Source organism: Enterobacter cloacae complex sp. P13B (genome assembly GCF_014895915.1).
GTDB lineage: Bacteria > Pseudomonadota > Gammaproteobacteria > Enterobacterales > Enterobacteriaceae > Enterobacter > Enterobacter bugandensis.
Genome location: NZ_JADBQN010000001.1, coordinates 1 through 15,318, shown reverse-complemented (window position 1 = coordinate 15,318; position 15,318 = coordinate 1). Strand labels below are relative to the sequence as shown.

13 protein-coding genes and 1 pseudogene are annotated in these 15,318 nt (G+C 52.9%); 9 read left to right on the top strand and 5 right to left on the bottom strand.

All coding sequences use genetic code 11. From position 1 onward, the window contains the following. The first annotated feature begins 100 nt into the window (after window positions 1–100). The 4 genes from ybfF to fur all read left to right on the top strand — a co-directional run bounded on the left by ybfF (window position 101) and on the right by fur (window position 2,710). Window positions 101–874: an esterase gene (ybfF, locus tag IM273_RS00065; RefSeq protein WP_193051163.1), complete on the top strand. Its 774-nt coding sequence runs from the start codon at window positions 101–103 to the stop codon at window positions 872–874. A 128-nt stretch (window positions 875–1,002) separates the two neighbouring features. Continuing rightward, entirely contained in the window at window positions 1,003–1,290 is a 288-nt protein-coding gene (ybfE, locus tag IM273_RS00060) for a LexA regulated protein (protein ID WP_014883017.1), read from the top strand. Between the two features lie 155 nt (window positions 1,291–1,445). After that, window positions 1,446–1,976: a flavodoxin FldA gene (gene fldA / locus IM273_RS00055; protein ID WP_008501067.1), complete on the top strand. Its 531-nt coding sequence runs from the start codon at window positions 1,446–1,448 to the stop codon at window positions 1,974–1,976. 287 nt (window positions 1,977–2,263) lie between these two features. Further along, window positions 2,264–2,710: a ferric iron uptake transcriptional regulator gene (gene fur, locus IM273_RS00050; protein ID WP_028012361.1), complete on the top strand. Its 447-nt coding sequence runs from the start codon at window positions 2,264–2,266 to the stop codon at window positions 2,708–2,710. A gap of 92 nt (window positions 2,711–2,802) precedes the next feature. Here fur and chiQ read toward each other — a convergent pair whose 3' ends face one another. The 4 genes from chiQ to nagE form a co-directional block, all read right to left on the bottom strand. Then, on the bottom strand, window positions 2,803–3,129 hold the full coding sequence (chiQ, locus tag IM273_RS00045) for a ChiQ/YbfN family lipoprotein (protein WP_028012360.1): 327 nt from the start codon (window positions 3,127–3,129) through the stop codon (window positions 2,803–2,805). Between the two features lie 47 nt (window positions 3,130–3,176). Continuing rightward, the gene (gene chiP, locus IM273_RS00040; RefSeq protein ID WP_028012359.1) at window positions 3,177–4,574 is read right to left on the bottom strand and encodes a chitoporin; all 1,398 of its coding nucleotides are present in this window, start codon (window positions 4,572–4,574) and stop codon (window positions 3,177–3,179) included. A gap of 447 nt (window positions 4,575–5,021) precedes the next feature. Beyond that, a complete protein-coding gene (gene glnS, locus IM273_RS00035) occupies window positions 5,022–6,689 on the bottom strand; it encodes a glutamine--tRNA ligase (protein WP_193051161.1) in 1,668 nt (555 codons plus the stop codon). 155 nt (window positions 6,690–6,844) lie between these two features. Further along, window positions 6,845–8,797 (bottom strand): PTS N-acetyl glucosamine transporter subunit IIABC, encoded by a 1,953-nt coding sequence (nagE, locus tag IM273_RS00030; RefSeq protein WP_028012357.1) that lies wholly within the window; start codon window positions 8,795–8,797, stop codon window positions 6,845–6,847. Between the two features lie 328 nt (window positions 8,798–9,125). Between nagE and nagB the strand changes: the two genes are divergently transcribed. The 5 genes from nagB (at window position 9,126) to asnB (ending at window position 15,072) form a co-directional block, all read left to right on the top strand. After that, window positions 9,126–9,926 (top strand): glucosamine-6-phosphate deaminase, encoded by an 801-nt coding sequence (gene nagB / locus IM273_RS00025; protein ID WP_028012356.1) that lies wholly within the window; start codon window positions 9,126–9,128, stop codon window positions 9,924–9,926. A 55-nt stretch (window positions 9,927–9,981) separates the two neighbouring features. Beyond that, a complete protein-coding gene (nagA, locus tag IM273_RS00020; RefSeq protein WP_028012355.1) occupies window positions 9,982–11,130 on the top strand; it encodes an N-acetylglucosamine-6-phosphate deacetylase in 1,149 nt (382 codons plus the stop codon). 8 nt (window positions 11,131–11,138) lie between these two features. Then, the gene (locus IM273_RS00015; RefSeq protein WP_028012354.1) at window positions 11,139–12,359 is read left to right on the top strand and encodes an N-acetylglucosamine repressor; all 1,221 of its coding nucleotides are present in this window, start codon (window positions 11,139–11,141) and stop codon (window positions 12,357–12,359) included. Window positions 12,360–12,404: 45 nt separating this feature from the next. Further along, the gene (nagD, locus tag IM273_RS00010; protein ID WP_028012353.1) at window positions 12,405–13,157 is read left to right on the top strand and encodes a ribonucleotide monophosphatase NagD; all 753 of its coding nucleotides are present in this window, start codon (window positions 12,405–12,407) and stop codon (window positions 13,155–13,157) included. Between the two features lie 250 nt (window positions 13,158–13,407). Continuing rightward, complete coding sequence (asnB, locus tag IM273_RS00005; protein ID WP_155026403.1) at window positions 13,408–15,072, top strand: asparagine synthase B; 1,665 nt, start codon at window positions 13,408–13,410, stop codon at window positions 15,070–15,072. A 53-nt stretch (window positions 15,073–15,125) separates the two neighbouring features. On the opposite strand, the pseudogene IM273_RS22360 reads toward asnB, so the two are convergent. Continuing rightward, window positions 15,126–15,318, bottom strand: a pseudogene (locus tag IM273_RS22360) (hypothetical protein); the annotation flags it as partial.

Here is a 15,318-nt window from a genome sequence, read left to right as displayed (position 1 = left end):
GTTGGCGGCAAAAGTCAGATTAAACTGGAACCTTGCAGCCGGGCGGCAGAATGGTCAACATGATACCCTAACCTGACATACGTAAAAAAAGAACTTTGCCATGAAATTGAATACCCGAGCGCAAACTGCACAATCGCCGAACAATAATTCCCCCATCGTGCTGGTTCATGGACTTTTTGGCAGCCTGGATAACCTGGGCGTGCTGGCCCGCGATTTGGTTACCGATCACGATATTTTACAGGTCGATATGCGCAACCACGGGCTTTCCGGCCGCTCAGACGAAATGACCTATGCGGCAATGGCGCAGGATCTGCTGGATACGCTGGACGCGCACAACCTGCAGAAGGTGACCCTCATCGGGCATTCAATGGGCGGTAAAGCGGTTATGGCGCTCACCGCGCTGGCGCCAGAGCGAATTTCCGGGCTTGTCGTGATTGACGTTGCGCCTGTGGATTACGACGTTCGCCGTCACGATGAGATTTTCGCGGCGATCAATGCCGTAACCGAAGCTGGCGTTTCCACTCGTCAGCAGGCGGCAGCGGTTATGCGTGAGCATCTTGATGAAGAAGGCGTGGTGCAGTTCCTTTTGAAGTCGTTTGTTGACGGGCAGTGGCGTTTTAACGTGCCGGTGCTGTGGGACCAGTACAACAACATCGTGGGCTGGGAAACCGTTCCCACCTGGCCACACCCTGCCCTCTTTATTCGCGGCGGTAACTCTCCTTATATTACCGACGCGTACCGCGACACGCTGCTGGCACAATTCCCGCAGGCGCGCGCCCACGTCATTGCCGGTGCCGGACACTGGGTGCATGCGGAAAAACCTGATGCTGTACTGCGCGCCATTCGCCGCTATCTCGCTGATACTGCAAATTGATTAAAAAGAGAGCGACTGGAAGATGACGGGCTTCCAGTCATTGGCGTGCCGTTTTTGGTGATGTATGATGGCGCGCTTATCGCCCGGGCTTTAGCAGGGCGGCGTGTTTCCCCCGAAGTCTCATAATCATGGCCAAAGAACAAACGGACCGTACGACACTAGATCTGTTCGCGAATGAGCGTCGACCGGGACGACCGAAAACGAATCCGCTTTCGCGCGATGAACAGCTGCGTATCAATAAACGCAATCAGCTTAAACGCGATAAAAATCGTGGGCTTAAGCGTGTCGAACTGAAGCTCAACGCCGACGCGGTCGATGCGCTTAACGAGCTGGCAGAGGCGCGTAATATCAGCCGCAGCGAGCTTATTGAAGAGATGCTCATCGCCCAACTTGAGACGCTGCGCAGCCAGGCATAAGTCTGAAAAACCCCTTTATCGCCCTTTTCATGTAGCACAGAGTGCAGTCCTGCGCGATAGCGGTTTCCGCAGGGTTGCCAGTTCTGCTATTATTGCCCTTATCCGTGGCCGAATTGCGCCACCATACCATTAAGTTTCAAGAGGTTATTTTACTCATGGCAATCATCGGCATTTTCTTCGGCAGTGATACCGGCAATACCGAAAATATCGCAAAAAACATTCAGAAACAGCTCGGTAAAGACGTTGCTGATGTGCATGACATCGCCAAGAGCAGCAAAGAAGATCTCGAGGGCTATGACATTCTGCTGCTGGGTATTCCAACCTGGTACTACGGTGAAGCCCAGTGCGACTGGGACGATTTCTTCCCGACGCTGGAAGAGGTGGACTTCAACGGCAAGCTGGTTGCCCTGTTCGGTTGTGGCGATCAGGAAGATTACGCCGAGTACTTCTGTGATGCGCTGGGGACGATTCGCGACATCATTGAGCCTAATGGCGCGGTTATTGTGGGCCACTGGCCGACTGCCGGTTACCACTTCGAAGCCTCTAAAGGCCTGGCCGATGACGATCATTTTGTCGGACTTGCCATTGACGAAGACCGTCAGCCAGAACTGACCGCAGAGCGTGTAGAGAAGTGGGTTAAGCAGATCCGCGAAGAACTGCATCTGGACGATATTCTCAACGCCTGATTTTTACGGCGCAACGCGGGTTGCGCCCCTTTTCCAGGTAAAACCGATTAAATTAATTGCTACAAACTTTTAACTTTTTCGCCCAGACCTGTACAATGTCTCCCTGGCAAAATGTGGTTTCCTTTGAGCAAGTTTGTAGGTGATACCACGTTTTTATAAGCATACTTTGCCTGAGACTTGCAGTTTTCATTTAGGCATGGCAGTTCTATAATGAGACGCATTATCCCAGGTGCATTTTCTGTCACTTCCCAGAGAAGTGAATCGTTTAGCAACAGGACAGATTCCGCATGACTGACAACAATACCGCATTAAAGAAGGCTGGCCTGAAAGTAACGCTTCCTCGGTTAAAAATCCTGGAAGTGCTTCAGGGTCCAGACAATCACCATGTCAGTGCGGAAGACCTTTATAAACGTCTTATCGACATGGGTGAAGAGATTGGGCTGGCCACCGTATATCGCGTGCTGAACCAGTTTGATGACGCGGGCATTGTTACCCGTCATAATTTCGAAGGCGGTAAATCTGTATTCGAACTGACCCAGCAGCATCACCACGATCACCTGATCTGCCTCGATTGCGGCAAGGTCATTGAATTTAGCGATGATTCCATCGAAGCGCGTCAGCGTGAAATCGCAGCTCGTCATGGCATTCGCCTGACCAACCACAGCCTGTACCTTTACGGTCACTGCGCTGAAGGGGATTGCCGCGAGAATGAACACGCTCACGACACAAAATAAGTTAGCGTTCATACTCTGAGCCAGCCGTAAGGTTGGCTTTTTTTTGCATTAAAAAAGCCCGGTCAGCAAAGTGCCACCGGGCGTAGATCAACTCATTTGTTGTTATTGCGTATCTCGTTCCAGATTTTATCGCAACGCTTCGCCACTTCCTGATCGTTACCGGTTTTACGTGCCTGGATGCAGGCCTGATAATCCATCACGCGAACATTCTCCTGCGTCGCGAACGCCTCATGCGCTTTCTCTTTCTTTAACACATTTAGCACGCTCTGGCAGGCTTCAATTTTCTCAGGCGATCCTTCCGCGGTATTAATACAGGCGCTATACGCCTCCTTCAGACGGGCGTCCTCTTTCGGCGCCTGAGTCTGAACACACGCCACCAGCCCTGATGCCATCAGCGCGACGATTACGATTTTTTTCATCATATGCAGTCTCCAGACCGGCGGGACTCAGCCCGCCGGTGTGATCATCAGAAGATGGTGAATGGGGCGATAACCATGAATTTGACGTCACGTTCATCCTGGAAGATGTTGCCGTAACCGCCCGCATAGCTTGGGATATCGGAGTGGTTGTCATACTGCGTAAAGTGCAGCTTGAACATCGTGCCTTTCGCGCGGCCATCCTGCAGGGTGTAGATAGCATCCAGGCTGTAGGAGGACTCTTTCAGGCGATAGTTTGGATCGTAGTACGCATCCGGCGTCGCCATGTCTGCTGGTTTTGCATCCCAGGCGTAAGCGTAAGAAGCGCCCACAGCCCAGCCCGGCAGGTTCCAGTTTTTCAGGTCATACATGGCGCCGAAGAAGACCGCTTTCTCGCCGTCGGCGTTGAAGTCTGAGCGGTTATCCCACCAGATATCCAGACGACCGTTGGATGAGGCATAGGTCGGCGTCATACGCTGCAGGAAGTAGCCCTGCTGCCCTTCCGCCTTCACCCATGTCCCTTCCAGGCGCAAATCAACCTGGCCAACCTTGTAGCCGAAGGTTAACGCCTGCAGCCACGCGGTACCGTTATAAATGTCATTTACGCTGCCATCGCTGACCTTATCGCGCGTACCGTAGAACTGGTAGCTGGTGCTCAGCGGACTACCGGCGATATCAAATTTGTAGCTGGCTTTAGCAAAATACTGATCGATATAGCCTTCCGCCTGACCAAATGCAGCTTCCAGAACCAGATCGTTTTTGAAATCGTACTTCGCGCCCAGCGAGTGGAGGTAATCGACTTTGGTTTTCTTATCGTTCTGGTAGAACTTGTCCATCTCAATGTGCCACGGCGCTTTGTACTCGTTGGTCCACATATAGGAGAAGCTCAACGCACCTGCATCACCATAGTCAAAGTTAGCCCCGGCTTCTGCCCCCTGATAGGTACCAGGCATAAAGCTCCAGTGCGGTGCTAACAGCGTCTGGCCGGTTGGCTGAATATAGCCCCCACGCGCCCATACCGGGCCGTATTTGAATTTCGCTGCGGCCTTATAAAGGCTGATACCGCTTTTATCCCCTGACCAGTCTTCGTCATAGGCTTTATTGCTGGAGGAGAAGGCAATTTCGTTCGGGTGGCCGCTGTCGCCATTTTCAGCCATTTCAATCGCCGTAAACGCGGCAATATCCAGACCGAACATATCGGCGGCGTAGCCTGACTGGAAGTCCAGGTTGGCGTTCCAGGTGGAGTGAGAGAGGTTGGTTTTGTATTTATCTTCTGTGACATCTTTACGGTCACGTTCACGCTGCCAGTAATAAATACCGCCAGTGAGGGTAGAATCTTCGATGAAACCTGCTGCTTTTGCCTCTGGTGTCACCACCAGGCCCGACATTGCTGTCACACCGGCAATAGCCAGCGCCAGCGCACTACGTTTGCCACTGAACGTACGCATAGATTATTCCTCTTTGACGAATTAAAACGCCTTAAACGGCGAAAATATAAAAGACCAAAAGGCCAGGGGTAGTTATAAATACCCTCGAATTAACTACCGTCTTTAGGTTATTTTTCGCGACGCGAATTATCAATGCTTTTCAGTGGGCAAAAGTCAGGATTATGACGAAGTGCACATAATTGGTAGTGCTTTGTAACATTTGGCCGAATGCGAGGTGTGGCGGGGGTAGAGCAGGTAATTTCGGCGTATTAGATCGTAATAAAACCCGTATTTGTCTTAATTCTCTTTTTTATGAAACAGACAAACTTTTTTTAGAAAAATAAGTAGCACCGCATTGACCAAAAATTTTATCTGGCCTAATTACGGGCCTACTTTAACGATATGATCATTAAATAAAAAAACGCCGCTATAAGCGGCGTTTGTTTCTCATTGACCAGTGCAGCGTTATTATTCGCCGATCTTGGTCCAGGTATCACGCAGACCTACGGTACGGTTAAATACCGGTTTTTCTGTCGTGCTATAACGACTGTCCAGGCAGAAGTAACCTTCACGCTCGAACTGGAACGCTTTGCCCGCTTCAGCGGCTTTCAGCGATGGCTCCGCATAACCTTGCTTGATCACCAGAGATTCCGGGTTGATGGTCGCCAGGAAGTCTTCAGCCGCACCCGGGTTAGGCACGCTGAACAGACGATCGTACAGACGAATTTCTACCGGCAGCGCGTGGGAAGCGCTCACCCAGTGGATCACGCCTTTCACCTTGCGGCCGTCTGCCGGATCTTTGCTCAGCGTCTTAGCATCGTACGAACAGAAGATGGTGGTAATGTTACCTTCAGCATCCTTCTCTACGCGCTCGGCTTTGATGACGTAGGCGTTACGCAGACGAACTTCTTTACCCAACACCAGACGCTTGTACTGCTTATTGGCTTCTTCACGGAAGTCAGCACGGTCGATCCAGATCTCACCGCTGAACGGCACGTCGCGGCTTCCCATTTCCGGTTTATTCGGATGGTTAGGCATAGAGACCAGCTCGCTTCCACCCTGCGGGTAATTTTCAATAACCAGTTTCACCGGATCGATAACAGCCATCGCGCGCGGGGCGTTTTCGTTAAGATCTTCACGAATGCAGGATTCCAGAGACGCCATTTCGATGGTGTTGTCCTGCTTGGTCACGCCGATACGTTTGCAGAACTCACGAATAGAAGCGGCAGTGTAACCACGACGACGCAGGCCGGAGATGGTCGGCATGCGCGGGTCGTCCCAGCCTTCAACGTGCTTGTCGGTCACCAGCAGGTTCAGCTTACGCTTGGACATCACGGTGTATTCCAGATTCAGACGAGAGAACTCGTACTGACGCGGATGCACATGAATGGTGATGTTATCCAGCACCCAGTCGTACAGACGACGGTTATCCTGGAACTCCAGCGTACACAGCGAGTGCGTAATCCCTTCCAGCGCATCGCTGATGCAGTGGGTGAAGTCGTACATCGGGTAGATGCACCACTTGTTGCCGGTCTGGTGGTGTTCTGCGAACTTAATGCGGTACAGCACCGGATCGCGCATCACGATAAACGGCGACGCCATATCGATTTTGGCACGCAGGCACGCTTTACCTTCTTCGAAGCCACCGGCACGCATTTTTTCAAACAGCGCCAGGTTCTCTTCCACGCTGCGATCGCGGAACGGGCTGTTTTTGCCTGGTGCAGTCAGCGTACCGCGATACTCGCGGATTTCGTCCGCAGACAGCTCGTCAACGTATGCCAGACCTTTGTTGATCAGCTCCACCGCGTAGGCATACAGCTGATCAAAATAGTCAGAGGAGTAGCAGATATCGCCAGACCAGTTGAAGCCCAGCCATTGAACGTCGTTTTTAATGGACTCAACGTATTCGATGTCTTCTTTTACTGGGTTGGTGTCATCGAAACGCAGGTTGCACTGCCCCTGGTAGTCTTGCGCAATGCCAAAGTTCAGGCAGATCGATTTCGCGTGACCAATGTGCAGGTAGCCGTTCGGCTCCGGCGGGAAACGCGTATGTACCGTGGTGTGCTTACCACTGGCCAGATCTTCATCGATGATCTGACGAATAAAGTTACTCGGGCGGGCTTCTGCCTCACTCATCGTGGATTCCTCAAAGCGTAAACAACGTATAACGACATATGATCTTATAAGCCGGACGAAGAGACAACCTTTATGTCACGGAAAAAACGTTACCCATAAAAAAAGCGGCGGAGGATATCCCCCGCCGCTTAAGGCATGACTCTACTCAGGAGCGATTACTTGCCTTTAATCTCATACAGCGGTGTCTGACCCGCAACCACCTGACCTTTCGCCTGGAGTACCAGACCGCTAAAGTCGTCGATGTTGCTGCACACGACCGGACTAATCATCGAGCGCGCGTTGGCGTTCAGGAAGTCCAGATCCATTTCCAGAATCGGCTGACCTGCCACCACTTCGGCCCCCTCTTCCACCAGGCGAGTAAAGCCCTGACCGTTCAGCGCAACGGTATCGATCCCCATATGGACAACGATCTCCGCGCCTTTTTCGGTTTCGAGGCAGAACGCGTGGTTGGTGTTGAAGATTTTCACGATGGTACCTGCCGCCGGAGACACAACGGTTTTGTCCGTTGGTTTCACCGCCACGCCGTCACCGACCGCTTTGCTGGCGAACGCTTCGTCAGGCACCTGCTCAAGGTCAACCACGTCACCCGTTACCGGAGAGACCAGCGCGGCCACCGTCACGGCGTTAGGCACGGCCTGCGGCTTCGCTACCGGGGCAGCCGTCGACGCAGGTGCGCTGTCGGCTGATGCCGCCGCGACCGGGCCACGGGCAACCACTTTCTTCATTTCGTCGCCAATGGATTCCGCTTTGGCGCCTACGATAACCTGGATAGTTTGTTTGTTCAGTTTAACCACGCCCGATGCACCAAGGCGTTTACACATTGCGTCGCTTACGCGCGCCGAGTCACCCACCGTCAGACGCAGACGGGTGATACAGGCATCAATCGCTTTCAGGTTGTCAGTCCCACCGACGGCAGCGATATAGCTGGTCGCCAGCTGAGTCAGCCCCTCTTCGGTATTGCTGTTGGCTTCGTTGGTGACCACTTCGTCTTTGGTATCTTCGCGGCCTGGTGTTTTGAGGTTAAACATACGAATAACCGCAGTGAACAGCACGAAGTAGATGACGAAGAAGACCAGACCCATTACCACCAGCATCCAGACGTTCTTGCTTGCCGCCGGCAGGTTGTACATCAACACGTAGTCGATCGCGCCTGCAGAGAAGGAGAAGCCAGCATGGATGCCCAGCAGGGTCGCCACAAACAGGCTGATACCGGTAAGCACCGCATGCATGAGGTACAGCACTGGCGCCAGGAACATGAACAGGAATTCCAGCGGCTCGGTTACACCGGTCAGGAACGCGGTAATCGCAACGGACAGCAGCATGCCGCCAACCATTGGGCGACGCGCTTTTGGCGCAGCCAGGTACATTGCCAGTGCAGCGCCCGGCAGACCAAACATCATGATTGGGAAGAAGCCAGACATGAACATACCCGCGGTGCCGTCACCCGCATAGAAGCGGTTGATGTCGCCGTGGAATACGGTGCCCGCAGCATTGGTGAACTCACCAATCTGGAACCAGGCGATGGTGTTCAGCACCTGATGCAGACCGGTTGGGATCAGCAGACGGTTGATAAAGCCAAAGATACCTGAGCCCACTGCACCCGCAGAAACAATCCACTCGCCGCCCGCATGGATAGCATGCTGCACCGGCGGCCAGACGTAGCCAAAGATAGCTGCCAGGATCAGACAGAAAAAGCCCGTCGCAATTGGCACAAAACGTTTACCGCCGAAGAAGCTCAGGAAGTCAGGCAGTTTGATACCCGCCCAGCGGTTGTACACGGCACCACCGACCAGACCGGTAATGATACCCGCCAGTACACCCATGTTGATTTCCGGGTTGATGGTTACCATCGCTTTCGTGAGGATGAAGTAACCTACCGCCCCTGCCAGTGCCGCAGCACCGGCGCTGTCTTTTGACCAGCTTGACGCCACGCCGATGGCGAAGATCAGCGCAAGGTTGTCAAAAATGGCGCCGCCTGCCTGGGCAATAAACGGCACGTTAAGAAGATCGGGTTGCCCGAATCGCAGCAGCAACGCTGCAACCGGTAGCACGGCGATAGGGAGCTGCAAAGCCCTACCGAGGCGCTGGAAAAAACCTAAAATATTCATCCTATTCCCCCTACGAGACCCATTATTAAGACTCGCGCATAAACTATGTTTTTATTGTGTCACGAACGATAGATACAGTTGATGATTCACTGGCAGTCTGAGTGTGTGAAAAATTAATTCGTATCGCAAATTAAACACCTATTTTTTGTGATTTTTGTCACCAAATATCGTATTCCTCCCTCCCTTTCACTGGCTAACAGCCAAAACTTATTTTATCATTCAAAAAATCAAGACGGATTGATCCGGCCTGAAAGGTTCCAGGTTACGCTTAAGCATCAGGTTCCGATACCCATCCGCCCACTCTTCTACTTAAACTTTGAGGTGAACAATGAGACTGATTCCCCTGGCAACTGCTGAACAAGTCGGTAAATGGGCCGCTCGCCATATCGTTAACCGTATTAATGCCTTCAAGCCTACTGCCGATCGTCCCTTCGTTCTTGGCCTTCCAACGGGTGGTACCCCACTGACCGCGTACAAAGCGCTGGTTGAAATGCATAAAGCGGGCCAGGTTAGCTTTAAACACGTTGTGACCTTCAACATGGACGAATATGTCGGCCTGCCAAAGGAGCATCCTGAAAGCTACCATAGCTTCATGCACCGCAATTTCTTTGATCACGTTGATATCCCAGCTGAAAATATTAACCTGCTGAATGGAAATGCGCCTGATATTGACGCAGAATGCCGTCAGTACGAAGAAAAAATCCGTTCTTACGGTAAAATCCACCTGTTCATGGGTGGCGTGGGCAACGATGGTCATATCGCGTTCAACGAACCAGCTTCTTCTCTGGCTTCCCGTACCCGTATTAAAACGCTGACCCATGACACCCGCGTGGCAAACTCCCGCTTCTTTGACGGTGATGTGAACCAGGTTCCAAAATACGCCCTGACCGTTGGCGTAGGCACCCTGCTGGATGCCGAAGAGGTGATGATTCTGGTACTGGGCGGCGTGAAAGCGCAGGCGCTCCAGGCAGCCGTTGAAGGCAACGTTAACCACATGTGGACCATCAGCTGCCTGCAGCTGCATCCAAAATCAGTCATCGTCTGCGACGAACCGTCCACGATGGAGCTGAAGGTGAAAACGCTGAAATACTTCAACGAGTTAGAAGCTGAGAACATCAAAGGTCTGTAATTGAATAACCGCCTCTTCTGTCAGAGGCGGTCGCTTTTTTTAACCGGGGGTCGATATGTACGCTTTAACCCACGGTCGGATTTATACCGGCCATGAAATTCTGGATGACCATGCGATTGTTATCGCCAATGGCCTGATTGAACGTGTTTGCCCGCTGGCGGAACTGCCGCCGGAGATAGAACAGCGCTCACTCAATGGAGCAGTAATCTCCCCCGGTTTCATCGACGTACAGCTTAACGGCTGCGGCGGTGTGCAGTTCAATGACACCGCCGAGGCGGTGACGGTTGAAACGCTGGAAATCATGCAGAAAGCTAACGAGAAATCAGGCTGCACCAGCTATCTGCCGACGCTCATCACCAGCAGTGATGACCTGATGAAACAGGGTATCCGCGTGATGCGCGAATACCTGGCCAAACACCCGAATCAGGCGCTGGGTCTGCATCTGGAAGGGCCATGGCTGAACATAGTGAAAAAAGGCACGCATAACCCGGATTACGTGCGCAAGCCGGATGCTGAACTGGTCGACTACATGTGTGCCAATGCTGATGTGATCGCTAAAGTGACGCTGGCGCCAGAAATGACCGGTACTGAGGTCATCAGCAAACTGGCTGCCGCCGGGATTGTGGTTTCAGCAGGTCACTCAAACGCCACACTGAAAGAAGCCAAAGCGGGCTTCCGTGCCGGCATTACCTTTGCGACCCACCTTTACAACGCCATGCCGTATATTACCGGCCGTGAACCGGGTCTGGTCGGGGCGATTCTCGACGAACCAGACGTCTACTGCGGCATTATCGCTGATGGCATGCACGTTGATTACACCAACATTCGCAACGCCAAACGGCTGAAAGGTGACAAGCTCTGCCTGGTCACCGATGCCACCGCGCCAGCAGGTGCAAATATTGAGCAGTTCATTTTTGCTGGTAAAACAATATACTACCGCAATGGACTGTGTGTGGATGAAAACGGTACGCTGAGTGGCTCCTCTTTGACCATGATTGAAGGGGTGCGTAATCTGGTGGAGCATTGTGGGATTGCGCTTGATGAAGTCCTGCGTATGGCCACCCTTTATCCAGCTCGCGCTATCGGCGTGGATAAACAGCTCGGCGGAATTGCACCAGGTATGGTTGCAAACCTGACGGCATTCACACACGATTATAAAATTATTAAGACCATCGTTAATGGTAACGAGGTCGTCACTGAGTAAGTAAAAGTATGACACCAGGCGGACAAGCTCAAATCGGTAATGTCGATCTCGTTAAACAACTTAACAGTGCGGCGGTTTATCGCCTGATTGACCAACATGGTCCAATCTCGCGGATCCAGATAGCCGAACAAAGCCAGCTTGCTCCCGCCAGCGTGACAAAAATTACCCGCCAGCTCATTGAGCGCGGTTTGATCAAAGAAGTCGATCAGCAGGCCTCCACCGGGGGCCGCCGCGCCATCTCCATCATTACCGAAACCCGCAACTTTCAGGCCATTGGCGTCCGGCTTGGTCGTCATGACACCACGCTCACGCTGTACGATTTGAGCAGCAAAGCCATTGCGGAAGAGCACTACCCGCTGCCCGAGCGCACCCAGGAGACGCTGGAACACGCGCTGCTGAATACTATCGCGCACTTTATTGAAAGCTGTCAGCGCAAGATCCGCGAACTGATCGCCATCTCCGTCATTCTGCCGGGCCTGGTCGACCCGGAAAGCGGTGTGATCCGATACATGCCGCATATTCAGGTTGAAAACTGGGCGCTGGTCGACGCGCTGGAAAAACGCTTTAAGGTGACCTGCTTTGTCGGCCATGATATTCGATCTTTAGCGCTGGCTGAGCACTACTTTGGTGCGAGTCAGGACTGTGAAGACTCTATTCTGGTGCGCGTACACCGCGGTACGGGCGCAGGCATTATCTCCAATGGCCGTATTTTTATTGGTCGTAACGGTAACGTTGGCGAGATCGGCCACATCCAGGTTGAACCGCTCGGCGAACGCTGCCACTGCGGCAACTTCGGCTGCCTTGAAACCATCGCCGCCAACACGGCCATCGAGCAGCGCGTTCGCCACCTGCTTGAGCAGGGTTATCAAAGCCGCGTCACGCTGGACGATTGCAAGATAGGCACCATCTGCAAAGCCGCCAATAAAGGCGACGCGCTGGCCTGTGAGGTGATCGAGCAGGTAGGTCGCCATCTGGGGAAAACCATCGCCATCGCCATTAACCTGTTTAACCCGCAGAAAGTGGTGATCGCCGGAGAGATTGTTGAAGCGGAAAAGGTACTGCTGCCCGCCATCGAAGGCTGTATCAACACCCAGGCGCTGAAAGCATTCCGACAGAACCTCCCGGTGGTTCGTTCGAAGCTTGACCATCGCTCGGCGATTGGCGCGTTTGCGCTGGTCAAGCGCGCCATGCTCAACGGGATCCTGCTCCAGCATTTGCTGGAATCCTGATCGGACCTTATAGTAACGCCTTCTTTTTTTGATGTCGGAATGTCCATGACCATTAAGAATGTAATTTGTGATATCGACGGCGTGCTGATGCACGACAACGTTGCCGTGCCGGGTGCTGCGGAGTTTCTTCACCGCATCATCGACAAAGGAATGCCACTGGTTCTACTCACGAACTACCCTTCCCAAACCGGTCAGGATCTGGCGAACCGCTTTGCCACCGCAGGCGTCGACGTGCCGGACAGCGTGTTTTATACCTCCGCAATGGCAACGGCGGATTTCCTGAAGCGTCAGGAAGGAAAAAAAGCCTACGTGGTCGGTGAAGGCGCGCTGATCCACGAACTGTATAAAGCAGGCTTTACCATTACCGATGTGAACCCGGACTTTGTGATCGTGGGTGAAACGCGTTCCTTTAACTGGGAGATGATGCATAAAGCAGCCTACTTTGTCGCCAACGGTGCGCGCTTTATCGCCACCAACCCGGATACGCACGGCCGTGGTTTCTATCCGGCCTGCGGCGCGCTGTGCGCCGGTATTGAAAAAATCTCCGGCCGTAAGCCTTTTGTTGTCGGCAAACCGAGCCCGTGGATCATCCGCGCCGCGCTGAATACGATGCAGGCACACTCAGAAGAAACCGTCATTGTTGGCGACAACCTGCGCACCGATATTCTGGCTGGCTTCCAGGCAGGGCTTGAAACCATCCTGGTACTTTCTGGCGTCTCGCAGCTTGATGACATCGATACGATGCCCTTCCGACCTAGCTGGATTTACCCCTCTGTCGACGAAATCGACGTTATTTGATTCTGAACCACGTCCCAGGGCGTGGTTTTTCATTTTCAGCTTATATAAACAAAACACCATCTAACAAAAAACCATTTTCATTGCATAATCATCAATAAAAGGATTCGTGACGTACTCTTTTTTCACTATTCCGCAATCACTATTGCACTATTTCCGTTTTGGCCCGTAAAACCCTTGCGCCCCTCCCCTCTTTTGCGGCATTTTCATAAGCAAGCAACATCACAATGCAACAGAGTTAACGGAGAAGGTTATGTGTTCAATTTTTGGCGTACTGGATATTAAAACTGACGCGGGCGAACTGCGTAAAAAAGCACTCGAATTGTCCCGCCTGATGCGCCATCGCGGACCGGACTGGTCAGGCGTTTACGCCAGTGACAAAGCGATTCTGGCTCACGAACGTCTGTCTATTGTTGACGTCAACGCCGGTGCACAGCCGCTGTATAACGAGAAAAAAACGCACGCGCTGGCTGTCAACGGTGAGATCTACAACCATCAGGCGCTGCGCGCCGAGTACGGCGACCGCTACGCCTTCCAGACCGGCTCTGACTGTGAAGTGATCCTGGCGCTGTATCAGGAGAAAGGTCCCGAGTTTCTCGACGACCTGCAGGGTATGTTTGCCTTTGCCCTGTACGACAGCGAAAAAGACGCTTACCTGATTGGCCGTGACCATATCGGCATTATCCCGCTGTACATGGGGCACGATGAACACGGCAACTTCTACGTTGCTTCAGAGATGAAAGCGCTGGTACCGGTCTGCCGTACCATCAAAGAGTTCCCGGCGGGCAGCTATCTGTGGAGTAAAGACGGTGAAATCCGTTCGTACTACCAGCGCGACTGGTTTGACTATGACGCGGTGAAAGACAACGTGACGGATAAAGCCGAGCTGCGTCAGGCGCTGGAAGATTCCGTGAAAAGCCACCTGATGTCAGACGTGCCTTACGGCGTACTGCTCTCCGGCGGTCTGGACTCCTCCGTGATCTCCGCGATCACCAAGAAATTCGCGGCTCGTCGCGTGGAAGATCAGGAGCGCTCCGAGGCCTGGTGGCCGCAGCTGCACTCCTTTGCCGTGGGCCTGGAAGGGGCACCGGATCTGAAAGCCGCGCAGGAAGTGGCAAACCACCTCGGCACCGTGCACCATGAAATTCACTTTACCGTGCAGGAAGGCCTGGATGCGATCCGCGATGTGATCTATCACATTGAAACCTATGACGTGACCACCATTCGCGCCTCCACGCCGATGTACCTGATGTCGCGTAAGATCAAGGCGATGGGCATCAAGATGGTGCTCTCCGGCGAAGGTTCTGACGAAGTGTTTGGCGGCTACCTGTACTTCCACAAAGCGCCAAACGCAAAAGAGCTTCATGAAGAGACCGTGCGTAAGCTGCAGGCGCTGCATATGTTCGACTGTGCGCGTGCCAACAAAGCGATGTCGGCCTGGGGCGTGGAAGCGCGCGTGCCGTTCCTGGATAAGAAATTCCTCGACGTGGCGATGCGCATCAACCCGCAGGATAAAATGTGCGGCAACGGCAAAATGGAAAAACATATCCTGCGTGAATGTTTTGAATCTTACCTGCCGGCGAGCGTGGCATGGCGTCAGAAAGAGCAGTTCTCTGATGGCGTTGGCTACAGCTGGATCGACACCCTGAAAGAGGTGGCGGCGAAGCAGATTTCTGACCAAAAGCTGGAAACCGCAAGCTTCCGCTTCCCGTACAACACGCCGGGCTCGAAAGAAGCGTACCTCTACCGTGAGATCTTTGAAGAACTGTTCCCGGTGCCGAGCGCTGCCGAGTGTGTTCCTGGCGGTCCGTCAGTGGCCTGTTCATCCGCAAAAGCCATTGAATGGGATGAATCTTTCAAGGCGATGAACGATCCATCGGGGCGTGCGGTAGGCGTTCACCAGTCCGCCTACAAATAATCACAACGATTTCAAACAGGCCCCTCAGGGGCCTGTTTTTTTTGCCTCACATTTCACCACCAAAAACCGATTAATAACCAATAATTGCCGAATATTCGGCCACGCTGTTCGCAACCTAACCAAACAGTCACATTCCGGCTATTTTCGTTGAAAAAGGTGTTGACGCTGCAAGGGTCTATACGCATAATGCGCCCCGCAACGCCGATAAGGTAACGCGAAAAAAAGATGGCTACGTAGCTCAGTTGG

Excerpts from the sequence above, each read along its gene's own strand:
- chiQ (WP_028012360.1), bottom strand. The coding sequence starts at position 3,129 with ATGAAAAAAATCGTAATCGTCGCGCTGATGGCATCAGGGCTGGTGGCG.
- ybfF (WP_193051163.1), top strand. The coding sequence starts at position 101 with ATGAAATTGAATACCCGAGCGCAAACTGCACAATCGCCGAACAATAAT.
- nagB (WP_028012356.1), top strand. The coding sequence starts at position 9,126 with ATGAGACTGATTCCCCTGGCAACTGCTGAACAAGTCGGTAAATGGGCC.
- asnB (WP_155026403.1), top strand. The coding sequence starts at position 13,408 with ATGTGTTCAATTTTTGGCGTACTGGATATTAAAACTGACGCGGGCGAA.
- nagA (WP_028012355.1), top strand. The coding sequence starts at position 9,982 with ATGTACGCTTTAACCCACGGTCGGATTTATACCGGCCATGAAATTCTG.
- ybfE (WP_014883017.1), top strand. The coding sequence starts at position 1,003 with ATGGCCAAAGAACAAACGGACCGTACGACACTAGATCTGTTCGCGAAT.
- nagE (WP_028012357.1), bottom strand. The coding sequence starts at position 8,797 with ATGAATATTTTAGGTTTTTTCCAGCGCCTCGGTAGGGCTTTGCAGCTC.
- fur (WP_028012361.1), top strand. The coding sequence starts at position 2,264 with ATGACTGACAACAATACCGCATTAAAGAAGGCTGGCCTGAAAGTAACG.
- nagD (WP_028012353.1), top strand. The coding sequence starts at position 12,405 with ATGACCATTAAGAATGTAATTTGTGATATCGACGGCGTGCTGATGCAC.
- chiP (WP_028012359.1), bottom strand. The coding sequence starts at position 4,574 with ATGCGTACGTTCAGTGGCAAACGTAGTGCGCTGGCGCTGGCTATTGCC.
- fldA (WP_008501067.1), top strand. The coding sequence starts at position 1,446 with ATGGCAATCATCGGCATTTTCTTCGGCAGTGATACCGGCAATACCGAA.
- glnS (WP_193051161.1), bottom strand. The coding sequence starts at position 6,689 with ATGAGTGAGGCAGAAGCCCGCCCGAGTAACTTTATTCGTCAGATCATC.
- IM273_RS00015 (WP_028012354.1), top strand. The coding sequence starts at position 11,139 with ATGACACCAGGCGGACAAGCTCAAATCGGTAATGTCGATCTCGTTAAA.